The sequence below is a fragment of the Ruegeria sp. D7 genome (assembly GCF_056534355.1).
Window position 1 is genome coordinate 22,775 of record NZ_JBQFPG010000022.1, and the last position, 22,459, is coordinate 45,233.

Genomic DNA, 22,459 nt, shown 5'->3' on the forward strand with positions numbered 1-22,459 from the left:
CTTTGCTTACGGTGCGATGATGGGAGACGCAGACAGGTCTGGCTCGTTTACATCCACACCGACAAAGGATGTGCCGTGTTCAAACCAACTGCGTGGCGCCGGAGCGCCCCAGAGCGTCTGACGCTGCGGGTCCTTCAGGTCCCATTTGATCGGCTCCAGATCGGGGTCAACGGTCTGATAATCCGAGCAATAAATCTCAATCCGGTGTCCGTCGGGATCGAGTATATACAGGAAGAAAGCATTCGAAATACCATGTCGCCCCGGGCCGCGTTCGATGTTGTCCACATAGCCGGTGGTGGCCATTAGATCGAGCAGATCGATGATGTTCAGCGGTGTTGGCACCCAGAAGGCCACGTGGTGCATCCGTGGGCCTTTGCCATTGGTGAAGGCCATATCATGCACCCCACCCTTGCGGTGCATCCACGCGGCCCACAGTTTCTTGCTGTCTTCGTCTTCCGTATACTCGGTCACGCGGAACCCGAAATCACTGTAGAATGCGACACTGTCATCGACATTGGTCGAGAAGCAGTTGAAGTGATCGATCCGTAGCGGTTTCACACCACGATAGAGCGCGTATTTCTGATGGATCGGCTCCAGGCGACCCATCTTGTGATAGAACTCTAGCGGTATGCCCATATTGTCCGAGGTTAGCAGAGTCCGGCCCTGATAGGGGCGATCAACCCATGAGGTCGGTCGGCCTTTGGATTGAAAATACGCCTCGGCCCGATCCAGATCCTCTTCGTCGAAGGTTTTGAAACCCATGACTTCAACGGTGCCCGGCTGATCGGATTTCTGCAGGATCACACAGTGATGTCCACGTTCCTCCATAGCGCGCAGGTAGACATGTGTGTCGCTTTCGTCCGAGACCTGCAAACCCAGAATCTCCGAGTAGAATTTGCGCGAAGCAACAAGATCGCTGACGTTCAGGCAAACATGGCTTAGCCGGATCGTGTTGAAGTCTGGGTACAGGTTGGGGGCTGGAACGGGCATTGAAACCTCCTGTTAAACGGGGAAGATGACGTTGGTCTGACCAGTGCCGGAACTTGGGAAATACTCGGTCACAACCTCGCATTTTTTGTCATAGGCGTCCCAACCCAACGCTCCGTAGAGCATCGACGTGTCATGCATCGAGCCTTCGCCGCAGCAGAAATTGGCATAGTCGCCCAGCATTTTCAGGAACGTGGCGTGGTCGCCGTTCTTCCACATCTCGAGCACATGCAAGTCCATCTGCCGGTTGAATTCCGAGCTGATGGTGAAAGTGCCGTTATTGGCGGCATAATCCTTGTTCGCCCAGATCTTGTGCGACAACGAGCCTGACGCGACCAACAGCACCTTTTCATTGCTGGCCTCAACCGCTTCACGGATGGCCTCACCAATGACCCGGCTTTCGTCATGGCTATGCACCGTGGCCCAGGCCGCGACTGAGACGACTTTCATATCATGCTCGCGGCTCATGAAGCGCATCGGGACCAGCGTACCGTATTCCAGTTCGAGACTGTCCAAGTGATGCGCTAAAGTGTAGACGCCTTTGTCCGACGCGATCTTTGCGATGGCATCACCCATTTCAGGATTGCCCTCATAGGAATAGGGCAGGTCCTGGATGAACTGCGGGAACTCGTTCGACGTGAACAGACCTTCGAATTTTTCATTAGCGTTGATGTGGAACCCGGCATTGATCACCCAATGCGTGTCGCAGATGATCACCGTGGTCGCCCCCAGCGCTTTTGCACGGCGCGCGATTTTGCGGTGACCATCAATGGCAGGCTGGCGTTTGCCTTTAACCGGGCCTTCCTGCTCAGACATGAGCAGAGTCGGCACATGGGTCATTTTGGCGGCAAGAACGATTTCTCCCATGGTCTGCTCCTGGAGTTAAGGTTTTTCGCGCGATTGTCGTCTGAGGGGCCGCTATAGCTTACCCAATTGCATGATCTTGTGCTGGCCTGTGGCAAAGCCGACATGCTTTTGTTCCATGTAGAACTCAAAGCTCCAGTCGCCGCCGTCGCGCCCGATGCCGGATGCTTTGACCCCGCCAAACGGTGTGGGCAGATGGCGCACGTTTTCCGAGTTCACCCAGATCATTCCGGCCTCAAGCTTGTCCGTGAAACGTAACGCGCGGGTCAGATCGTTGGTCCAGACATAGCCGGTCAGCCCATATTGCGTGTCATTTGCGATCTGCAGCGCCTCCTCCTCAGTCGAGAACGGGATCACGGTCAGGACAGGGCCAAAGATTTCCTCGCGTGCGATGCGCATTTGATTGTTAGCGTTAGTAAACAGGGTGGGCCGTACGAAGTACCCCTCTTCGCCCACCTTGACGCCACCGGCCGCGACGGTCGCGCCGTCTTCCTTGGCGATGTCGAAGTATGAAGTGACCTTGTTGTAATGCTCTTCCGTTACAAGAGGACCAATCTCGGTTGCAGGGTCCAACGGGTGGCCGACTTTGATATTGTTCACGCGCTCGATCAGCTTGGCTTCGAACTCTTCCTTGATTGTATCATGTACCAGCAACCGCGAAGAAGACGTGCAGCGTTCGCCGTTGATCGAATAGATCATGAAGATCACCGCATCCAGCGCGCGATCCATGTCGGCGTCGTCAAAGACGATGACCGGGTTCTTACCGCCCAACTCCAGATGCATCCGTTTCAGCGTATCTGCGCCTTGCTTGGTAATGATGCTGCCAGTACGGCTTTCACCGACAAAGGCAATGGCTTTGATCAATGGATGTTCGGTCAGCCGCTTACCGGCGTCTGGACCAAAACCGTTGACAGTGTTCAGCACACCCTTGGGCAGACCGGCTTCTTCCGCGATTTCGACCAATAGCCGCGCAGACAGCGGTGAATCTTCAGCTGGTTTGTGGACGACCGTACAGCCAGCGGCCAGTGCCGGAGCGATCTTCCATGTCGAAAGCATGAACGGGGTGTTCCACGGCGTGATGACACCAACGGGCCCGATTGGGACGCGGGTGGTTATGTTCATCAGTGTCGGTGATTTCAGGTGTTGACCATCCCGCGCCTGAACCACCTGATCGGCAAAATAGCGAAAATTCTCAGCCCCTCGCAGGGCGGCTTTGGACATAAAGCGCAGGGTCTGGCCGGTATCCCAGCATTCGCACAGCGCGATCTCTTCGGCTCTTGCCTCAATCGCATCTGCAACATTCAGCAATATCCGGCGGCGCTCCGGGGCGGGCATGTCGCGCCAATCTGCAAAGGCCTCATGCGCGGCCTGTGCTGCTGTATCGACATCTTCCGTAGTGCCATGGGCGACGTCGCAGATCACCGATTTATCCACCGGAGAGATCGTCTGAAACACCCCTGCTGACCCATCTTGATCTTCTCCTGCGATCCGGTTCTTGATCCCGGTCTTCTTGAAACGGGCAAGGAAACCATCAAGCCGTTCAATATTCTTGTGCAGGTCACTCATGGTCAGGCCTCCAGATGGTCGCGGATCGTGCCGGTTTTGGGGGAGAGGTCGGGATCGATGTCGCGCATCTCAAGCGACAGCGCGATGGAATGCTGGCTCATGGCGGGTTCCAGATAGGTTCGGGCCGCCTCGAAGATGCGCTGCGTTGCGTCCTTCTTGTCGGCCTGCGAACGACCGGCCCGCAGCCGGATCGAGATATCGATGAACCCATGCTTTGGATTTCCGTCTGCGATGGCATAGTGATCAACACGGATCGCTCGGACGCGAATGCCTGCTAGCGGAAAGGTGTCAATCTCAGCGGCCGTTGCACGGATGCAATCGCACAGACCGCCCATGTCGATCCTGTCTTCCAGATTCCAGGAATATTCGACGTGAAAATGCGGCATGATTCCTCCGTTATTAATTAACATGTTTAGCATTTTGAGATTATGTCGTCAAGAAGTTGCGTTGTTAATCTTTGCATTTCCTGGGGCAGCACACTAGAAGGCGGCATGAACACTCAAAGCCATACCAAGAGCACCTCAAGGTCGCTTCCTATTGCATTATTGCGCGCCCGCGAAACGATCATGGCCCCCATCAGGGACATGCTGCAGGACATCCAGATATCCGAGCAAAAATGGCGCGTCCTGCGCGTACTGGATGAGCTTGGCGAGGTCGAGCAAAGCGCTATCGCCAAAGAAGCTTGTCTGTTGCTGCCCAGCCTGACGCGAATATTGCGCAGCATGGAAGCCGATGGGCAGGTCACACGTCGTCAGGACAGCCAGGATAAAAGGCGGACGATGGTGATGATTACAGATGCGGGTCGGCAGATTTTGAAAGACAACCTTCAAGCGTCATTGGCCATTTCAAATAGTATTGAGGCGCAGATGGGGCGAGAGAAGCTTGATGAGCTACTGGACCTACTTGAAGAGCTGCAGGCTGTTAAGGTTTGACCCCGCCAGTTGGCAAGCGGGGTCTGCGCGACGACTACAAACTCGACAATCCTGTATCCAGCGCTGACAGGATCTTCGCAACATCGTCGGATGTGACAATCAGAGGTGGCGAAATGATGATGTTGTTGCCAGATACGCGCACCATCACACCATCCTCATAAGTTGCCTTTTGCACCTGTATTGGCAGTTGTTTGGCAATCGGCGCTTTGGTTGCGCGGTCCGAGACCAGTTCCAGCGCGCACATAAGGCCCTCGCCCCCTCGGACGTCACCGATCACCTCGTGCTTTTCAGCCAGTTTCTTCAAGCCCTCTAACAGCTCATCCCCGCGTGCTGCAGCGTTTTTCCAAATCCGCAGACGATTGATTTCTGAAAGAGCCGCCAGTGCCGCCGCCGCGCCGACGGGGTGACCGGAATAGGTGTATCCCTGATCAACGGATGCCAACCCGGTTGTGTCATTTTCAAATACCTCGGCAACTGCCCCCGAGATCATCGCGGCGCCAAACGGGAAATAACCATTGGTGATCGCCTTGGCCGTCGTCATGATGTCAGGCTGGACGCCCCAATGTCTCGCTCCGCTTTCACTACCGGTTCGACCAAACGCCGTGATGATTTCGTCTGAGATCAGCAGAATACCGTTCTTCGAACAAACCTCACGCACCATGGGCATAAAGCTTTTGTGCGGCGGAATTACGCCGCCTGCGCCCAAAATCGGCTCCATGATGAAGGCGGCAACCGTGTTGGCCCCCTGGAACGCAATCTCGGCTTCAAGCGCTTTGACGCAAAGCTGAGCCAGGCGTTCAGGGTCGGTTTCGTCAAACGGGTTGCGATAGGTCCAAGGCGCAGGCACATGAAAACAGCCTGGCATCATGGGTTCATACACGGCGCGGAACTTCTGATTGCCGTTAACCGAAGCGGCAGCGAAATGGGTGCCGTGGTATCCCTGCTTGAGACTGATGAACTTGGTGCGACCGGCCTCACCCCGAACTTTGTGGTACTGGCGTGCCAGCTTTAGTGCGACTTCCACCGAATCCGATCCGCCCGAGGTGAAAAAGGCGCGCGTAAGCCCGTCAGGGGCAAAGAACTGCGCCAATTCGTAAGACAGCTCGATCGCCTTGTCATTGCTCGTGCCCCGGAAGGTCGAATAATACGGCAGCGCATTCAGTTGATCAGTGATCGCCTGTTTCACCGGATCGCAGGAATAGCCCAGATTGACGTTCCAAAGGCCGCCCACGGCGTCGATGGCCTTGTGCCCGTCCACATCGATGATGCTAACCCCTTCCCCGCCGGTCAGAATGGTCGGAGGGTTGTTCCGGCTGTCAGCCGGGTGCGCCATCGGATGCCAGAAATGGCGGGCGTTGTTCTCCTTGAGAAAGTTGGAGTCTTTCATGTTGCGGTTCTCCGGGGGTTGTCCACTTTCGCTGATGGGTGGAACTCGGTTGGAAAGGCCTCGGGCATCTGGCCGCCGAAATTTGCGGTCAGATCGCGCGAGAGGGATTGAAGGGATTTCAGAATCACGGGCAGGCGTTCACGGGTAGCTCTGATTTCTGGGACCGCGATCGAAATGGTCCCAAGGGCGACTTGGTCGATGCCAAAGATTGGGGTCGCAAATCCAAAAACACCTTCTTCGTAGCTGCCGTTGCTGTTGGCCCAGCCAGCCCGCTGGATCAGAGCAACTTTTTCCTTGATCAGATCCGGGTCTGTCAGGGTGGATTCGGTGAAACGTACCTGCGCTTCCTGATCCAGACGATCCAGCAGGAAAGGTGGGCCAAAGCTGAGCATACATAGACCCGCCGCAGTCGCGTTGACCGGGATGATCTCGCTTGGATCAAGGCTGACGCGAACGCTGTGCTTGGTCGTCTCAACCACGATGGCGGTTTGCAGGCTGCCCTGTTCCAGCAGCGTTAGGTGCAGGCTTTCGCCAACCTCTTGCATGGCCAAGTGCATTTTCTGGCGCGCGCCTTCAAGACCGGGTTTGGCAATCTCGCGCAGTGCCGCAAGCCGCAGCGCAGCCGGTCCGATGGTATAGGTCTTTGACTGCGGGTTTTGTTCGATCAACCCGAATTCTTCAAGCGCTCGTAGGTGACGCAGGGCTGTCGCCTTATTCAACCCTGACAGGCGCGCGGCCTGACTCAGGCCAATTTCGGCCATCGTATTTGAGAATAAGTCCAGCATTTTTAGGGCATTAAGCGCGGCACCCATGTGTTTTGCCTCCTTCCGCTGAGGTTATCCTTGACAGAATGAACTTAACAAAGCAAGATTATTATTGTTAACACGGTTCAAATAATGAACCATACACTGGGAGGTGTAAATGAAAAAGTTTATTGCGGCAGCCGTGATGGCCGCCTCGGCAACGGCCGCTTTGGCAGAATACCCCGAAAAGCCGGTATCCTTTGTGGTTCCTTGGCCTCCGGGTGATCTTGAAGATGTCCTGACCAGAATGATCGCAGATGAATTTCAGGCGATGTACGGGGTACCGGCAGCTGTTGTGAACAAGCCCGGCGGCGGTGGTGGTCCTTTCCCCGGCGCAGTCGAAGTCGCCACAGCACCGGCGGATGGCTATACGATCGGGTCGTTTGTGATTGGTGTTCCGGTCATCGGGCCCGAGATTGGTATTCCTGAATTGAACCCGAACCCGTTTGAACCGATCGGCATCTTCATGACCTACCCGTTCGTAATCGCGTCGAGCAAAGACGCCCCGTTCCAAAGCTGGGATGAGTTGGTGGAACACGGCAAGTCAAACGACGTGGCACTCGGCCACTTTGGCTCGGTTCTGCCACCCACGCAGGTTACTTTTGCCGCCGCTGTCAGCAGCGGTTTCGACTTTGCCAGCGAAGCCGCGTTCGATGCGCTGGACTGCAACACCTTGGCGTCCGGTGACGTTGATGTCATCAACACCACGCTCCAGCTTATTCTGCCCTGTCTGGATGAAGTGAACGTGCTGGCCAGCATCGGCGGCGACCGGATCGCTCTGGTACCGGATACGCCGACAGTGGTTGAGCTTAACCCAGACCTGCCATTGGCGCTGTGGAACGGATTGTTTGTTCACAAAGACACGCCGCCCGAGGTTCGCGAAAAAATCACCGCCGCAGCCCAAAAAGCACTGCAATCGGACAAGGCTAAAAAGCTTGCCGAAGAAACCGGTGCGCTGATCTATTGGCAGGATCCCGATGCTTCGAATGCCCAGATCGAGCAAGATAAAGCGTCATTCGCCAAAATAGAAGAGATTCTAGGCGAGTAACACCCCGGATCGAGGCGCGGGCAGTGATTTCCGCGCCTTCTTCATAGGGCTGGGAGGATGAAATGATCGCAAGAACGCTTCAGGACATGTTCAAACGGTATCGCCGTCCGGGTGATATTGTCTTTGCCGCATTGTTCCTGGCTTTCTCGGTGTTTCTACTGTCTCAGCTTGGGGAGCAGACGCAGGTCGTCAAGCGGACCAAATGGTTTGCTCAACCCGGTCTGTGGCCCACCGTTGCCGTGTGGTGCATGGTCTTGTTCAGCTTTTTACATTGGCTCAGCTCTGCCTTATCCGATCGGATCGATGGTCGTTGGGCCGAGGTCGGGTTTTGGGTCCGGTCTCTGGAATATGTGGCTTATTTCCTGATTTATGTCCTACTGGTGCCACAGCTTGGCTATCTGCTGTCCACCATGTTGTTCGCGGTGTTTCTGACGCTGCGCTCAGGATTTCGAGGCTCGGGCGCGATCGGCATCGCAGCCCTGTTCGGCTTCGTCGTCACCATCGTGTTCCGAGCGTTTCTGCAAGTCAAAATCCCGGCAGGGGCTGTCTATGAATACCTTCCCGACTCGATCCGCGCCTTTGCGCTGACATATTTGTAGGGAGGCACGTATGGATACCCTTCTGTCCGGTGTTTCAATCCTGCTGCAATGGCAGGTCATCGTGGCCTTGTTCATCGGCTCGATCGGTGGTGTCATCATCGGCGCGCTGCCCGGTGTGGGCGCTGCCGTTGCCATCGCCATCCTGTTGCCCGCAACCTTTGCCTTTGAGCCCATCGTCGGGCTGACCTTGTTGTTGGGGATTTACGGATCATCCATGTATGGCGGCGCGATCCCGGCCATCCTGATCAACACGCCCGGCACGGCGGTCAATGCGCTGACGACCTATGATGGCTATCCAATGACCAAGCGCGGCCAAGGCCACAGGGCGTTATCGCTGGCTTATTCAGCTTCATTCTTCGGGGGGGTCTTTGCCATCATCTGCCTGATGGTCCTCTCGCCCGTGTTGGCCATGATCGCCCCGCATTTTGGCAGCCGCGAGATTTTTTTGGCCGCGTTGCTAGGTATTGTTCTGGTCGTTTTAGCCCATCGAGGACAGATCTTTGCAGCAGGTATGCTTGCTGCATTTGGCGTCTTTTTGAACACGGTCGGACTGGAGCCCGTCAAATATACGCGCCGCTATACATTCGATCAAAGTTGGCTTGCGTCAGGCGTTGACCTGATCGTGGTTGTGCTGGGCCTGTTTGCGCTCAGCCAGGCTTTTCTTTTGCTGTTGGAAAAGAACCACGCTCCAGAGGACACCCATGTCAGCGGGAATATCTTTGCAGGTTTGAAGGAACTGTTGGGCCTGAAACGGATCGCTACCGTTTCTTCAAGCATCGGGGTATTCATGGGCATGGTGCCGGGAACGGGTGAGTTCACTTCGCAGTTTCTGTCCTACACCTATGCTCAGAAAAGCTCGAAAAATCCCGACAAATTCGGCGATGGCTCGCCCGAAGGGTTGGTGGCATCCGAAGCCGCGAACAACGCCGTGCCGGGGGCAGCGATGATCCCCCTACTCGCCCTCGGTATACCCGGCGAAGCGCTTACGGCGATGATGCTGTCGGTCTTCTATGTTCACAACGTGATCCCCGGCCCGCAACTGTTTGAGAACCAGATGGATTTCGTCATGGCCCTATATATGGCGCTGATCCTGCTGAATGTGATCGTTCTGGTCTTTCTGCTGTTTTCGACAAACCTGCTGTTAAAGATCATTCAAATCCCCACACGCTTCCTCGGCGTGATGATCCTGATCCTTGCTTTTGTCGGAGTATACAGCCTGCGCAATTCGATCACCGATTGCGCGATCGCTGCGGGGTTTGGCGTCTTTGGTCTGATCCTCAAACGGCTTGATCTGCCGATCGTCCCGATCATCCTGGGCATGGTATTGGGTGGAATCATGGAAACCAAGCTTCGCAGCGCAATGGCTCGGGTCAAGACGCCGCTGGACTTCATCGACCGGCCCATCGCAGCCATTCTGTTCGGCCTGATTGTGCTGATCCTGATCCTGCATTTCCGCACGCTGTACTACGAGTTCAAAAACAAGCTGCGCCCCGAACCCCATGTCCCAGCCGTGGATTCCGACCACCCGAACCAACAAGGATAGCTTTCATGGATCAGTCTTCCATCGATGCCTTGCGCGTGCAGGAGATTGCCACACGCGGACACTTTATCAATGGCGATTTCCGTGCCGGTGAAACTGGCGCCCTGCATGAGGTGCTGTCGCCCATCGACGGCCAGCCTCTCGCTCAAATCGCCGAGGGCAGCCCGGCGGATGTGAATGCAGCGGTGCGCGCCGCGCGGACCGCGTTTGAGGATGGTCGGTGGTCGCGCATGGCCCCTGCAGGACGCAAGAAGGTTCTGCTGAAACTGGCGGATCTGATCGAATCCCGCGCGCTCGAGATCGCGGTGCTGGGCGTACGTGACAATGGCACAGAGATTAACATGGCGTACAAGGCCGAAGCGCTCTCGGCTGCCGCCACCTTCCGGTATTATGCCGAAGCCATCGACAAGGTTTACGGTCAGGTTGCCCCGACCAACCATGACGTTCTGGGCCTCGTGCATAATGCGCCTGTCGGTGTTGTCGGGGCGATTGTGCCCTGGAACTTCCCGCTGATGATCGGCAGCTGGAAAATCGCCCCTGCCCTTGCAGCGGGCAACTCCATCGTCTTGAAACCGGCAGAAAGCGCATCGCTCAGCCTGTTGAAAATCGCTGAACTGGCTGCCGAAGCCGGAGTTCCGGATGGCGTCTTCAACGTGGTGACCGGGCGTGGTTCGGTCGCGGGCGAAGCTTTGGCCTTGTCGATGGATGTGGACATCATGGTCTTCACGGGATCCGGCGCGACAGGTCGGCGACTGCTGGAATACTCGGCGCGGTCCAATCTGAAACGCTGCTATCTGGAATTGGGCGGCAAGTCTCCGAATATTGTTTTCGCTGACGCGCCCGATTTGGCGGAAGCTGCAAAGGTCTCGGCCGCCGGGATTTTCCGCAACTCCGGACAGGTCTGTATCGCGGGCTCGCGCCTGCTGGTGCAGCAGGACATCTACGAGGATTTTGTCGCCGAGATCACGCGCTACGCCGCAGCCTTTCGCGTTGGTGATCCGTTGAACCTGAACAGCCAGATTGGTGCCGTACACAGCCTGCCCGAGTTAGAGGCCAATTTGGAGTTCGTTACCAAGGCCGAAGCTGAAGGTGCCGAACGTCGTACGGGCGGAAACCGCATTCTGCCCGAAACCGGGGGCTACTATATGTCCCCTACAGTAATGGCAGGTGTCAAAGAAACGGATCATCTGTTTCAGAACGAAGTCTTCGGCCCAGTCTTGGCCGTGACCCCGTTCAATGACGAAGCCGAGGCGATCCGGCTTGCCAATGCCACAGTCTATGGGCTCGCAGGCGCAGTCTGGACTTCAAACCTCAGTCGCGCGCATCGCATGGTGGCCGAAGTGCGGACCGGGGTCATGCATGTGAACACCTATGGCGGCTCGGACCTGACCGTTCCGCTTGGGGGCGTGGGTCAATCCGGGAACGGGCATGACAAATCTTTGCACGCGCTTGAGAAGTACTTTGCATTGAAAACCGCCTGGATAAAGCTCTGACTGCGGGGCGTCTGAACGACATGTCTTCACCGCTTTGTCTCGGGCCCATAGGTCGCATGAATAGGAGGAACCAATGACCACAAAGACAATCCTGCTGATTGGGACCTACGACACGAAAGAACCCGAGATGCGGTTCATCGAACAGGCGATCAAGGCGCAGGGCGCGGATGTGTTGACGATGGATGTCTCGGTATTGGGCGACCCTTTGGAGCCAACCGACATCTCCAAGCACGACGTCGCCCAAGCGGTTGGAATGACCATCGAAGATGTCATCGCACAAGGGGACGAGAACAAAGCCTTTCGCGTGATGTCAGACGGTGCCTCAAAGGCCGTTACCCAAGCCTATGCGGATGGGCGATTTGACGGGATGCTGGCGACCGGGGGCACTATGGGCACCGATCTGGCCCTGGACTGTGCACAGGCCTTGCCCATGGGGGTGCCTAAATACATCGTGTCGACCGTCAGTTTTTCTCCGCTGATCCCGCCGCACCGACTGGCTCCGGACATTCAGATGATCCTGTGGGCCGGGGGGCTCTACGGTATGAATTCGATCTGCCAATCTTCGCTTGCGCAAGCGGCCGGCGCTGTTGTTGGTGCCACAAAAGCTGCCACAATACCGGATCGCAGCAAACCGCTGATCGGGATGACCAGCCTTGGGTCCTCGTGTCTGCGCTATATGAAAACGCTCAAACCAGCGCTGGAAGAGCGCGGGTTCGAGGTTGCCGTTTTTCATTCCACCGGAATGGGCGGCATGGCATTCGAAAAACTGGCGGGAGAAGGGGCGTTTGCCTGCGTCATGGACTTCTGCATGCAGGAATTCGGGAACCTGATGGCGGGTTCCGTGGTCTCCAGCGGTGAGGATCGCGTGACAAATGCCGGGCGTGTCGGCACGCCACAACTGGTCGCACCGGGTGCGTTGGATCTTTTGGATTTTGCCGGATGGCAGGACATCCCTGACCAGTATGCCGACCGTCCATTTCATGAACACAACCGCCTGATAAAAAGCTCGGTCTTCAATGGCGATGAACGCCGTGCCTGGGTGCGGGAGCTTACCAACCGATTGGAGGCCTCAACTGGCCCGGTTCACTTTTTTCTGCCCGTTCACGGGGTCGAAGCCTGGGACAAGGAGGGTGAAGAGGCGCATAATCCCGAAGCCCTGGCCGAGATGATGGATGAGGCCCGTAAAGTCATGCCCGGGCGCGTTCCGATGACCGAAATAGACGCACATATCAACGATGCCGCGTTTTGCGATCATGTATTGGCCCAGTTCGACGAATGGGTCGCAGAAGGCGTGGTCGCAACATAAATTCAGGATTTACGCCCGTCTTTATGATATACACGCAGGTCAAACACAGCCTCGGTGGCGGTGAGTTCGGGCGCATTCTTCCACGTGCGGCCGACTTGCAGCTAGATGCATAGCCATCACCGCTTGGATACTTGTTAAAGACTATTTTTCGGCGGAATCGTGTCACCGGTTCAAGGTGGCCAAAGACCTGTGCAGTAAGTGAAGAATTGAACTCGACAAATGCCCAGGATTAGCGACCCGTTCCGCCGGTGACGTTGCCAATATTGAGCGGCAACCAAACCGTTGGACCCGCATTTAGACGATCGGTCCAACCCATGCAAGGAGCGAGGAAATGCTAACCACGATTGCGATTTGGTATCTGAACCCAGAAACCCGGTCCGAAGGTATTGCTGCACTCCGGCGGCTTGCTAGGGACGTCAAGAAAAACGAACCTGATACCTGGGGTTACCTTGTGCACTCAGGTGGCGCGGACTCGGTCCCGCCATGCGATGACGATAAGATTGTGTTCGTGGAAATCTACAAAAACGAAAAGGCATTTAAAAAACACCTGAGCAAAGGATCGGATTTTTCGAAGTTCCTGAAAAAAAGTGGTCACCTTTTTCTTTCTGCCCCAGGGAGCGAGAGCCCATTCTTTCAGGTCATGAACGTTGATCGCATTCAGGGATTCGTACGCCCCGAAGCTGGGTCGAGCAACGGCTAAAGGTACGTCGGGCGATCCCGGCCGCCCCAAGGAAACCCTGTAATTTTGTTGATCCACGGGGCTTTGCGCCGGGTAAAGTTGCAGCCTGGTTCATCCATCAGGAATTGTTGGGCGACGCATTGTTGATATTATGTTATAAGAAGCCGTGATTTCGTTCTATCGTTTCTAATTTTGACCTGATCTATCTAAACTTACGAAGGCGACCATTTTGGTAAGTCCTGACGTTAATTGCCCAAATTGTGGTTCGGCCAATCCTGCCGGATCGAAATATTGCCAAAGCTGTGGAAACGCCCTGTCCCTTACGTGTACAGCGTGCGGAGCCCCAGCTTTGCAAAAGGCAAAGTTCTGCACGGCCTGCGGTGCGTCTGTGGTCGGATCAGCGCCGGTCAAAAACTCAGAGCAAGACAATTCACCGCCACTAACGCCCGCACCTGAAAATGTTGCGGAACGGCGGCAACTGACCGTCATGTTCTGCGATCTGGTTGGTTCTACCGCGTTGTCCGAAAAATTTGATCCCGAAGACTATCGTGAGCTTATCACCCAATATCGCGATCTGGTCGGTAGCACGGTTGCGAAATTTGGCGGTGAGATCGCAAACTATGCAGGTGATGGTGTTGTGGCTGTCTTTGGTTACCCCGTCGCGCAAGAGGCGAGTCACTATTCGGCCGCGCTGTGCGCGCTTGAAATTACCCAGATGGCAGAGGGTATTGAAGTTGGATTTTCCAGCCAGCCGGTTGCGACCAACGTTCGCATCGGAATGCATACCGGACCCGTTGTTGTTGGCACCGCCAACAGCTCGTCATTGGACGAAAAGATGTGGCTGTTCGGAGACACACCGAACGTGGCGGCCCGTATTCAGTCCGTTGCCGAGGTCGGGCAAGTCGTGATCTCCGAGGTGACGCGACGCCTGATTGGTGAACGGCTCGACTTTGTGTCTTTGGGCGCGCCGCAATTGGCAGGGATTAGCGCTCCGCTAGAACTGTTTGAGGCCCGGCAGAAGGTTTTGGGGTTCGAAACGGGGCGCAAAGACTTTTCACACGACAAAACACCAACCATCGGTCGAACGGCGGAAATTGCCTTGGTCCGATCTCGGTGGGAGGGTGCGCTGGAAGGTGAAGGGCAAGTGCTGTTGCTGACCGGCGATGCGGGTGTCGGAAAATCTAAGATCGCCTTTGGGCTAAGCGATGACCTGGCCGAAGAAGATGCGTCGCAGTTCATTCTGTTCGGCTCACCGCTTCATCAAAGCAGCGCATTTTACCCGATAAAAAACGCGCTTACGGCGTTGACCGGAATGACACCTGATGAGACTCCAGAACAGAACCGGGCTAAGATCATCGGGTTTTTGTCTGAACTCGGTCTCGATGATCCTGACTGTGTTATGCCCATTCTGCGCCTAGTGGCGCTGGAAGACACTTCAATCCCGGCTGAACCAATGGCGCCTGAACGGGAAAAGGGTGCGTTGATCGAAGCGTTGCTGCGCCTTTGCGCAGGCTTAGAACAATCTTCACCGCTGATGTTGTTGCTAGACGACGTACATTGGTTCGATGCTTCCACGCTTGAGTTTGTCGACGGATGGGTTGAGCAACTGTCAAGTAGACGCTGCCTGGTCTTGATGACGGCCCGCAGTGAATTCCAGTCACCCTGGCGAAACCAGTCACATGTCACCACCTTGGAGCTGAACCGTCTGGTCCGGCGCGATATCTTCAAACTGGTTGAAAGCATTTCGGGAATCCGCCCTTCGGATGAGGTTCTGAGCCAGTTGGCAGACCGAACCGATGGCGTGCCGCTGTTTGTCGAAGAACTGACCAAAATGGCGATGGAATCCGGTCTGCTGGTAAGCCGGGGGCAAAGTAAGGCCGAGTTGTCCATGGCAATTCCGGAGTCTCTGCAGGATTCCTTGATGGCCCGGCTGGACCGTTTATCCGCCAGCCGCGAGATCGTGCAGGTCGCTGCTGCAATCGGGCGCAACTTTGAAAGAAACCTGCTTAGCCACGTTTTGAAATGGAGCGACCAGGAAATCACCAGAGCGCTGGAGCAGCTACTTGAAACAGAGTTGATTGTTCCCGCCGGGCTGAGAGGCGTGGAAGACACATATCGGTTCCGTCACGCCTTGGTACAGGATGCGGCGTATCAATCCATGCTGCGTTCGACGGCGTCCAGATGGCACGGTCAAATCGCGGCGGTTCTTGAAGAGAACTACAAGGAAATTGTTAAACACGAGCCAGAGATTCTGGGCCATCACTATTGGCGCGCCGGTGATTATTTGGCGGCCGAGCTCAACCTTATGCGGGCCGCGCGCCAGGCATTGGATCATTCTGCAAATGTTGAGGCCATCACCCATCTGCAACACGCCCTGGAATGTCTGCAGGAACTGCCTGCTTCGCAAGACCGCGACCGGCGCGAGATTGATCTGCAAATCACCATCGCGGTTCCGTTGGCGTTTGTACGAGGATACGCACACAATTCGGTCCTTTCCGCCTATGCCCGGGCACAAACCTTGTGTCGTGAATACGGCGAAACAGAGCGGTTGTTTAAAGTCGTCTATGGCCAGTTCCGATCGACAATGCTGGGGGGCGAATATGCTGTATCGAAACAGAATGCGGATCGCCTGGTGTCGCTTTGTCAGGATCTGAAAAGCCCTCTTGCTATTGTATCCGCCGAGAGATCACTTGGCTCGCTGCAGACATATCTTGGCCAGCCGCAGGACGCACTAACGCATTTGCAGGCAGGGATTGATGTCAATCTGTCGCTTGAGCACCGGTTCATGGGGCTGGATTTTGACGTCGTTGATCTATCCGTCGCGCTTCAGGGATATCGTGCGCTGTCTTGCTGGTTGTCAGGCGACACGAAAAGCGCTTTGGCCGCGATCGAAAAGGCCGTGCTTCACGCTGAAGAAACAGCGCATCCCTTCAGTCAATCCTTTGCAAATGCATTTCTGGGTTGGATCTCGCAGTTCCGCGGCGATGAAGACCTTGTACTGGAAAGCTCGGCCAATCTGATTGCGCTGTCAGAGGAGTACTCGTTTCAGTTCTGGCGTGGATGGGCGCGGATCATGAACGGATGGGCACGCCGGAACGAGTTGGGCGACGGCGCGCTGAAGGAAATCGAACTTGGTCTTCAGGAATGGCGGGATACCGGCTGCCGGCTGGGGTTGAGTTTCTTTCTGTATCTTTATGCAGACGCGGCCATCCTGCACGGACATCTCGAACTCGCAGAAGAGCTTTTGGACGAAGCCGAGCAGATCACGTTGGGTGGGGGGGAACAATTCTGGATTGTCGGTTTGACCCGGCTAAGAGGACGTCTGTCGCTTGCCCAAGGTCAAGAAGAAGCGTGTATCGATCATTTCGAGCAGGCTGTCAGTTTGGCGCTGGACCGCGGGCATTTTGGTCCACTGCTGCGTACGATCAAAGAGCTGGCAAAGCTTGATCCAACCCCCGATTGCCTGAACCGGATCAAAAAAGCGGTTGAAGAAGTCGCCGGGTTCGATGGTCCGGATTTGGCCGAGACACGCGCTATTCTGAATAAACTTGGAACTGCAAAAACGGAGAGCTCATCACAGGACATTTGAAAAATACGAGATAGTCAAAGCCAGTCGGGAGGACATAGCCATTATGACTAAGAAGAAATCAAAAGGTGACCGCTGCCATCAGACGAATGTCACCGGTGTCATGCCAAAACTGCCCAAGCAGTTTGATACATTTCCCTTCTATTATGCCTCTCTGCAATGCCAATGGATGTATTGGTATACCTCAGTCGAAGCCGCCAAACCCTTCGTCAAGGGTACAGGATTGTGCGTGGCGGAGTTCCCCGATGAAAATGGAAAGAACAAAGCTGTCATTCTATTGAATTTTCAACGCTACACCGCCCACTATGACAATTCCTTGGGCTTTGTGAACGAGGTTGAATTTAACCTTCTGGCTTACCCTTCGAACCGGGTGCCCGGCGTTCCGAAGATGTCCCTGACCGAGTATCTGCACGGCCGCGATCAGACCAAAACCATCGGGCATCTGCGAATACACGTAGCTGCAGACAATGCGGTTGCAGTCAAGGCTGGGCGTCAGGCCTTTGGCGAGCCCAAGTTTCTGGGGCAGTTCAATTACAAAGTGCCGTCGCTGAACGCCAAAATGAAAGGAAATCCGCCAATCTCTCCGAAATCCTGGTGGATTCAATTGGTCAACCCCGACGACCCGCAAACCATCGTCTACGATTTGACCGCCGATTTGGGAAAGCTCAGCGGCAATCAGTGGACGACAACAAATTGCACTCCGATCCCGGAATTCGCGACCGGTCTTGGCCGCACTGTTTGGACCCGCTGGACAATCTCGGGCCTCTTCGAAACTGCAATGCTGGACAACAAGGACGGCAAGCGCATCGCCAAGACATTCAAACTGAAACTCGGCAACAACGATTTCCCAATGACACGGGACATGCATCGGTTGTTCACCGACTTCACCCCTGTCGCCGTACAGGTTTTTGAAAGCCCCCCCGCCTGCTTCGAGCCGCGCGGGTTCTACGTGGATGCCATTGATGGAGACCGCCATGTCACAGCATGACAACAGTCCCGCCCATCAAGCCTTCCTGTCGGTCAGCGCGGCATTGACGGGTTACAATAGTGCCGAGTTGCAAGGGACCGGGTGCACCGGGGAATACTGGCATCAATTCCGACAGGTTCTACCAGAAGAGATTTTGAGCCGGTTTCTGTCTCACGCTCAATCCCTCGGGCAAGGGGACGATGATCAGATTATCCGCCAAACTTATCTGTCGGACAGGTGCCTTGGCCCGATTGCGCGTTCGCTGATTCAGCTTTGGTACACGGGTCAGTGGGTTCCGCTTTCGCAAGAATGGCGCGAAAGCTACGGCGCTTCTCGCTTTGATGTGGTCAAGATCATCTCGACACGCTCGTACAAGGAAGGGTTGGTCTGGGACGCCATCGGTGCCCATCCCATGGGGGCAAAGCAGCAGGGTTTTGGTGCTTGGGCGCTTGAACCTCCTCGGAAACGGGAGGCGGGCCAATGAACGCGATTACAGACGACGACAGAACCTATGATGTGGTCATTGTAGGGGCAGGATTTTCCGGTGCCATTCTGGCGAAAGAGCTTGTGTCAGCAGGGCACACTGTTCTGATCCTCGAGGCCGGTGCGGATCATGGCAAAACGTGGGAGACCTACCGATCCTATCTGGATCAGTACTACCTCTCGTTGGCGAAAACACCGAACTCACCCTATCCGGATCTGCCGACTTTGCCGTCACCCTCGGTGCTGGACATCACGGCGGTTCGCGGCACCGAACCGGACACAAACGGGTATTTTGTTCAGCGCGGGCCGCTGCCGTTTGGCAGCAACTATCTGCGTGCCTATGGCGGGACCTCCTTGCACTGGCTGGGCACCAGTCTTCGGATGATGCCCGCAGATTTCGAAATGCAGAGCAGGTTCGGCAAGGGGGTCGACTGGCCATTTGGCTACAAGGATATTCGATCCGACTATGAGAGGGCCGAATGGGAAATCGGCGTCTCAGCAGACGCCGAGGAACAGACACCCAGAGCATTGGGAATAAAGACCTCGGGCAAGCATGATAACCGGGGGTACTTTGCTAAAGGATATGACTTCCCCATGCACTCGATACCCTCGTCTTATATCGATGGGTTCTTTGCCCGGGCAGACGGCATGCCCATTGAAATTGGCGAAGACCCTAAAGACACGGTCAAACTGAAAGTCTCACGCACGCCGCAAGGCCGCAACTCAACCCCGCGTAAGCCAAAGAATGCCAATGGTATACCCGTGGGCCGCAAGATGCGGCATCAGTTTCGCCCGCGAGGATCGACCGGTCCATTTGCCTATATGGGCCAGCGGTGCGAGGGCAACTCAAGCTGCATTCCGATCTGCCCAATTCAGGCAAAATACAATGCGATGAAGACGCTGGAAGATGCCAAGCACATTCGCAAACATCACATGAAAACAATCACGCAAGCCGTGGCGTCCAAGGTCGAGCTTGCCGAAAGCGGTCGGGTTTCGGGTATCGTCTACAAGAAATACCCGTTCTCCGGTGTTACGCAATACGAACTGCGCCGTGCCAAGGGCAAACAATACGTCCTTGCTGGTGGAGCGGTGGAAAACGTAACTCTTGCGCTGGCTTCCGAGATTTGTCGGACCAGCGGCGAACTGGGCCGCAACCTGATGGATCATCCCTACATGATGACGTGGGGTTCCGCGCCCGAGCCAGTTGGTCCGTTTCGTGGGCCGGGATCGACGTCAAGCTACGCCAATTTCCGGGACGGGACCTTTCGTGACAGAACTGCCGCCCATAGGCTCGAGATCGGAAACTGGGGCTGGAACTTTGCCACCGGGGCCCCAAACACGGATGTGGCGCGCTTTGTTGAACAGGAGAACCTCTTTGGCAAAGCGCTTCGTGACAAATTATATCACGATGTTCAAAGACAGGTTCGCATCGGCACGATGGTCGAACAACTGCCCCGCTCGACCAACCGAGTCACGATTGATCCCGCCTATCGCACACCGATGGGTGAATATCGCCCTGTGATCAGCTATGATCTGGATGACTATTCGCGGGCCGGTTTGGCGACGGCGTACGACACCTGTACGCAGATTTTTCAGCGCCTGGGTATTCGAAACCACACGGCCTACAACCCATCTGACGCCGGATATTTCACCTATGACGGCCGGGGATACACGTTCTTTGGCGCAGGTCATCTTGTCGGAACCCATCGGATCGGAACGCACCCGCGCAATTCGGTGACTAATGACGTAATGCGAACCTGGGATCACGACAATTTGTGGATGGTAGGCGCCGGATCGATGCCAACAATCGCAACATCGAACCCGACACTCACGATGTCGGCAATGGCTTACCGAGCCTCCAGAGCAATATCGGATGCTGTTCGGAAAGGGGGGGCAAAATGACCTCGAAAGACAAACTGGAGAAAGAGCGCGCGACACTGTGTAAACTGTTTCAGGACGCGCTTATTCTTGAACTCACTACCATTCCTCCCTATGCGACTGCGTGTTATTCGATCCTCGAACAAGGCCAGTATGACCGGTCTGAGCCAACAATCGTAAACGCCGAACCCATCGAAGTGATCCGGCAGGTTATGGTCGAAGAAATGCTCCACATGGTTCTTGCGGCGAATGTCATGAATTCGATTGGCGGAACTCCGGAGCTGAACAATCCTAAGCTGCTGCCCAAATACCCCCAGCCACTGCTAAACGGGCGCGGTCCAACTGTTTATCTGCGCAGGTTTACGCCAGACCAAATCAAGAGCTTTCGTGCGGTTGAAACGGCACCAAAAGATGAAAGAGCTGCGAAAAGCGGTGATTATCATACGATCGGAGGTTTTTACATCTACATCCGGGAAAGGTTGCGCAAAGCCTGTGATACTTATGGGGATGCCGCGATTTTTACTGGTAATGAGGCACGACAAATCACCGACGCCGACTATTTCGGTGCTGGAGGTGAGGTGATCGAGGTGATTGGTACCCCGTCGCAGCGCCGTAAGGCCGCGCTGAAGGCGATAAAGAAAATCATGGATGAAGGGGAAGGCGCAGACCTTGGTCACAGAGCTGGCGACAATGACATTATCCCTGGCCCTGATCACCGCGAGGATGTTGCGCACTATTTCAAATTCAACGAAATCCTGCACAGCCGGTATTATAAACCAGATGACAGCATAGACGGCCCGCCCACCGGTGGCGACCTCATCGTCGATTGGAGCGCGGTATCCCCGATGCGGGATGATCCGTCCGAAAAGGACTTCAAAAACGCGCCAGAGATCGCAGAAATATCTGCTGAATTTAACGCGGCCTGGTCCGGCCTGCTTGATGGTCTGCACATCGCGTTCAACACGGACAAGACTGCGCTAAGATCATTGGTCCCAGCAATGTATGACATCAAGTCTCTGGCGCAAAAATTGATGCGTATTCCTTTGCCTGATGGATCAGGGGAAACTGCCGGACCAACCTGGACGTATCTTGCAAAGACAAAGAGTTGATCGCTCGTTTCGTTGCAAGTCGATGCCATACGCGCCGCAGCTATTTGGTCAAATTCGGAAAGCAATAATTTGCTGTATTAGCAGCAGCATAGCGCAGTCCTGAATTGGCCAAAATGATCTGAGATAACACTCGTATAGCGCTATTTATCCTGTGTTGTTTCTTGACTCACCCAGGATGCGTAAGGATTTGAATCCACGACAGTCACTTTGGGCAATCGATAAGAACCCAACGGGCGCTCATTACATGTCAGTTGGTGGTAAAACTGCGAAACTAACGCATCGCCGTCATCTCCCGTCAGCAATCGCTTTCAGAGACGCAAATGTGGGCACGCGAACGCAGAAGCGAAGACCTAGGGTGTTTTCTAGACCGTGAATAGCTCAATCTCCGAGGGACTGGACTTGCAAAGGTCCAGAAAACCTACCCTATTAACCGCAATCAGCCGCCGCTCAGTCGTAAGCTGCCGTCACGATCATTTCGACCTTCAATACATCACGGGCGAGCTTGGATTCTCCGCAGGCGCGGGCGGGCGCGTGGCCTTCGGGCACCCAAGCGTCCCAAACGGCATTCATCTCGGCAAAGTCTGCCATATCCGCCAACCAGATTTCGCATTTTAGGATGCGGGTCTTGTCGCTGCCTGCCTTTTGCAAAAGATCCTCAACCTTGGCCAGAATGTCCTGCGTCTGATCTGCCACGGTCGGCGCGTCCGAAGTCTGACCGCACAGGTAGGCAACGCCGTTGTGTTTGACGATCCGGCTCATGCGCTGACCGGTTTCGATGCGGGTGATTGTCATAACTTGTACTTTCTCATTGTTGAATTTAGCAGTGATTTGAGCTGCCCACGGCACAAGCGTTGAAATGCCAATGGGAGCCATAGATCAGAAGCCGGCATTCCGAGGCCGAGTTTCCTTCAAGTCAGATTGTCCGCCAGTTCATTTTGATATCCAAAAAGGGCCGGCAGCCCGCCGGTGTGCAGCAGAATGACCTTCTGACCCGGTTTAATCTTCTGGCTTTCAACCAGATGCATCAAACCGGCGAATGTCTTGGCGGAATAAACCGGGTCGAGGAAAACCCCTTCGGTCCGTGCCATTTTTTCCAGTGCGGCAAGCGTTCTTGCGTTCACTTTGCCGTAACCTGGCGGCAATGCATCGTCATAGGCATCGATCCGCGCCTGCAATAGAGCGGCATCAACATCCAGCAAGTTTGCAAGTTTCTGTAGAACGATCATCATGCG

Annotated in this window: 20 protein-coding genes; 12 read left to right on the forward strand and 8 right to left on the reverse strand. The window is 55.3% G+C overall.

What is annotated here, in order from left to right:
• Positions 1 to 6: 6 nt before the first annotated feature.
• From hpaD (ACRZ9U_RS20355) to ACRZ9U_RS20370, 4 genes are read right to left on the reverse strand one after another with little or no spacing between them, the layout of a single operon-like run.
• Positions 7 to 990 (reverse strand): 3,4-dihydroxyphenylacetate 2,3-dioxygenase, encoded by a 984-nt coding sequence (hpaD, locus tag ACRZ9U_RS20355; protein ID WP_170407161.1) that lies wholly within the window; start codon positions 988 to 990, stop codon positions 7 to 9.
• 12 nt (positions 991 to 1,002) lie between these two features.
• Entirely contained in the window at positions 1,003 to 1,854 is an 852-nt protein-coding gene (gene hpaD / locus ACRZ9U_RS20360; RefSeq protein ID WP_170561957.1) for a 3,4-dihydroxyphenylacetate 2,3-dioxygenase, read from the reverse strand.
• Between the two features lie 51 nt (positions 1,855 to 1,905).
• Positions 1,906 to 3,417: a 5-carboxymethyl-2-hydroxymuconate semialdehyde dehydrogenase gene (hpaE, locus tag ACRZ9U_RS20365; protein ID WP_170407157.1), complete on the reverse strand. Its 1,512-nt coding sequence runs from the start codon at positions 3,415 to 3,417 to the stop codon at positions 1,906 to 1,908.
• 2 nt (positions 3,418 to 3,419) lie between these two features.
• Positions 3,420 to 3,803: a 5-carboxymethyl-2-hydroxymuconate Delta-isomerase gene (locus tag ACRZ9U_RS20370; protein ID WP_170394004.1), complete on the reverse strand. Its 384-nt coding sequence runs from the start codon at positions 3,801 to 3,803 to the stop codon at positions 3,420 to 3,422.
• 105 nt (positions 3,804 to 3,908) lie between these two features.
• Here ACRZ9U_RS20370 and hpaR point away from each other — a divergent pair, with 105 nt between their 5' ends.
• A complete protein-coding gene (hpaR, locus tag ACRZ9U_RS20375) occupies positions 3,909 to 4,349 on the forward strand; it encodes a homoprotocatechuate degradation operon regulator HpaR (protein WP_170394006.1) in 441 nt (146 codons plus the stop codon).
• A gap of 34 nt (positions 4,350 to 4,383) precedes the next feature.
• Here hpaR and ACRZ9U_RS20380 read toward each other — a convergent pair whose 3' ends face one another.
• Positions 4,384 to 5,736, reverse strand: a complete 1,353-nt coding sequence (locus ACRZ9U_RS20380; RefSeq protein ID WP_170407155.1) for an aminotransferase class III-fold pyridoxal phosphate-dependent enzyme — start codon at positions 5,734 to 5,736, stop codon at positions 4,384 to 4,386.
• The gene (locus ACRZ9U_RS20385; RefSeq protein ID WP_170407153.1) at positions 5,733 to 6,548 is read right to left on the reverse strand and encodes an IclR family transcriptional regulator; all 816 of its coding nucleotides are present in this window, start codon (positions 6,546 to 6,548) and stop codon (positions 5,733 to 5,735) included. Before ACRZ9U_RS20385 ends, ACRZ9U_RS20380 begins: the two co-directional genes overlap by 4 nt.
• 109 nt (positions 6,549 to 6,657) lie before the next feature.
• On the opposite strand from ACRZ9U_RS20385, the gene ACRZ9U_RS20390 reads away from it, so the two are divergent.
• From ACRZ9U_RS20390 to ACRZ9U_RS20440, 11 genes are all read left to right on the forward strand, one after another.
• A complete protein-coding gene (locus ACRZ9U_RS20390) occupies positions 6,658 to 7,587 on the forward strand; it encodes a tripartite tricarboxylate transporter substrate binding protein (RefSeq protein ID WP_170407151.1) in 930 nt (309 codons plus the stop codon).
• Between the two features lie 62 nt (positions 7,588 to 7,649).
• Entirely contained in the window at positions 7,650 to 8,186 is a 537-nt protein-coding gene (locus ACRZ9U_RS20395; RefSeq protein ID WP_170407149.1) for a tripartite tricarboxylate transporter TctB family protein, read from the forward strand.
• 10 nt (positions 8,187 to 8,196) lie between these two features.
• Positions 8,197 to 9,729: a tripartite tricarboxylate transporter permease gene (locus ACRZ9U_RS20400; protein ID WP_170407148.1), complete on the forward strand. Its 1,533-nt coding sequence runs from the start codon at positions 8,197 to 8,199 to the stop codon at positions 9,727 to 9,729.
• A 5-nt stretch (positions 9,730 to 9,734) separates the two neighbouring features.
• Positions 9,735 to 11,219, forward strand: coding sequence for an aldehyde dehydrogenase (locus ACRZ9U_RS20405; protein ID WP_170407146.1), 1,485 nt, complete (start codon positions 9,735 to 9,737; stop codon positions 11,217 to 11,219).
• Between the two features lie 73 nt (positions 11,220 to 11,292).
• Positions 11,293 to 12,525, forward strand: coding sequence for a Tm-1-like ATP-binding domain-containing protein (locus tag ACRZ9U_RS20410; protein ID WP_170736131.1), 1,233 nt, complete (start codon positions 11,293 to 11,295; stop codon positions 12,523 to 12,525).
• 331 nt (positions 12,526 to 12,856) lie between these two features.
• Positions 12,857 to 13,225 (forward strand): antibiotic biosynthesis monooxygenase, encoded by a 369-nt coding sequence (locus tag ACRZ9U_RS20415; protein WP_170407142.1) that lies wholly within the window; start codon positions 12,857 to 12,859, stop codon positions 13,223 to 13,225.
• Positions 13,226 to 13,433: 208 nt separating this feature from the next.
• On the forward strand, positions 13,434 to 16,793 hold the full coding sequence (locus ACRZ9U_RS20420) for an adenylate/guanylate cyclase domain-containing protein (RefSeq protein WP_480902873.1): 3,360 nt from the start codon (positions 13,434 to 13,436) through the stop codon (positions 16,791 to 16,793).
• Between the two features lie 43 nt (positions 16,794 to 16,836).
• A complete protein-coding gene (locus ACRZ9U_RS20425; protein ID WP_170407138.1) occupies positions 16,837 to 17,778 on the forward strand; it encodes a hypothetical protein in 942 nt (313 codons plus the stop codon).
• A complete protein-coding gene (locus tag ACRZ9U_RS20430) occupies positions 17,765 to 18,241 on the forward strand; it encodes a hypothetical protein (RefSeq protein WP_170407136.1) in 477 nt (158 codons plus the stop codon). The genes ACRZ9U_RS20425 and ACRZ9U_RS20430 overlap by 14 nt, the downstream gene beginning before the upstream one ends.
• Entirely contained in the window at positions 18,238 to 20,142 is a 1,905-nt protein-coding gene (locus tag ACRZ9U_RS20435; protein ID WP_170407134.1) for a GMC family oxidoreductase, read from the forward strand. The genes ACRZ9U_RS20430 and ACRZ9U_RS20435 overlap by 4 nt, the downstream gene beginning before the upstream one ends.
• The gene (locus ACRZ9U_RS20440; protein WP_170407132.1) at positions 20,139 to 21,227 is read left to right on the forward strand and encodes a ferritin-like domain-containing protein; all 1,089 of its coding nucleotides are present in this window, start codon (positions 20,139 to 20,141) and stop codon (positions 21,225 to 21,227) included. The genes ACRZ9U_RS20435 and ACRZ9U_RS20440 overlap by 4 nt, the downstream gene beginning before the upstream one ends.
• A gap of 447 nt (positions 21,228 to 21,674) precedes the next feature.
• On the opposite strand, the gene ACRZ9U_RS20445 is transcribed toward ACRZ9U_RS20440, so the two are convergent.
• Together ACRZ9U_RS20445 and ACRZ9U_RS20450 are read right to left on the reverse strand one after the other, a co-directional pair.
• The gene (locus ACRZ9U_RS20445) at positions 21,675 to 22,019 is read right to left on the reverse strand and encodes a RidA family protein (protein ID WP_170394035.1); all 345 of its coding nucleotides are present in this window, start codon (positions 22,017 to 22,019) and stop codon (positions 21,675 to 21,677) included.
• A 116-nt stretch (positions 22,020 to 22,135) separates the two neighbouring features.
• Positions 22,136 to 22,459 (reverse strand): pyridoxal-phosphate dependent enzyme (locus ACRZ9U_RS20450; protein ID WP_480902876.1); only part of this gene is annotated, 324 nt, incomplete at its 5' end.

Coding starts and splice junctions, on each gene's coding strand:
- ACRZ9U_RS20370 (WP_170394004.1), bottom strand. CDS start 3,803: ATGCCGCATTTTCACGTCGAATATTCCTGGAATCTGGAAGACAGGATC.
- ACRZ9U_RS20430 (WP_170407136.1), top strand. CDS start 17,765: ATGTCACAGCATGACAACAGTCCCGCCCATCAAGCCTTCCTGTCGGTC.
- ACRZ9U_RS20425 (WP_170407138.1), top strand. CDS start 16,837: ATGACTAAGAAGAAATCAAAAGGTGACCGCTGCCATCAGACGAATGTC.
- ACRZ9U_RS20385 (WP_170407153.1), bottom strand. CDS start 6,548: ATGGGTGCCGCGCTTAATGCCCTAAAAATGCTGGACTTATTCTCAAAT.
- ACRZ9U_RS20435 (WP_170407134.1), top strand. CDS start 18,238: ATGAACGCGATTACAGACGACGACAGAACCTATGATGTGGTCATTGTA.
- ACRZ9U_RS20405 (WP_170407146.1), top strand. CDS start 9,735: ATGGATCAGTCTTCCATCGATGCCTTGCGCGTGCAGGAGATTGCCACA.
- hpaE (WP_170407157.1), bottom strand. CDS start 3,417: ATGAGTGACCTGCACAAGAATATTGAACGGCTTGATGGTTTCCTTGCC.
- hpaD (WP_170561957.1), bottom strand. CDS start 1,854: ATGGGAGAAATCGTTCTTGCCGCCAAAATGACCCATGTGCCGACTCTG.
- ACRZ9U_RS20395 (WP_170407149.1), top strand. CDS start 7,650: ATGATCGCAAGAACGCTTCAGGACATGTTCAAACGGTATCGCCGTCCG.
- ACRZ9U_RS20380 (WP_170407155.1), bottom strand. CDS start 5,736: ATGAAAGACTCCAACTTTCTCAAGGAGAACAACGCCCGCCATTTCTGG.
- ACRZ9U_RS20410 (WP_170736131.1), top strand. CDS start 11,293: ATGACCACAAAGACAATCCTGCTGATTGGGACCTACGACACGAAAGAA.
- hpaD (WP_170407161.1), bottom strand. CDS start 990: ATGCCCGTTCCAGCCCCCAACCTGTACCCAGACTTCAACACGATCCGG.
- ACRZ9U_RS20400 (WP_170407148.1), top strand. CDS start 8,197: ATGGATACCCTTCTGTCCGGTGTTTCAATCCTGCTGCAATGGCAGGTC.
- ACRZ9U_RS20415 (WP_170407142.1), top strand. CDS start 12,857: ATGCTAACCACGATTGCGATTTGGTATCTGAACCCAGAAACCCGGTCC.
- ACRZ9U_RS20445 (WP_170394035.1), bottom strand. CDS start 22,019: ATGACAATCACCCGCATCGAAACCGGTCAGCGCATGAGCCGGATCGTC.
- ACRZ9U_RS20440 (WP_170407132.1), top strand. CDS start 20,139: ATGACCTCGAAAGACAAACTGGAGAAAGAGCGCGCGACACTGTGTAAA.
- ACRZ9U_RS20390 (WP_170407151.1), top strand. CDS start 6,658: ATGAAAAAGTTTATTGCGGCAGCCGTGATGGCCGCCTCGGCAACGGCC.
- hpaR (WP_170394006.1), top strand. CDS start 3,909: ATGAACACTCAAAGCCATACCAAGAGCACCTCAAGGTCGCTTCCTATT.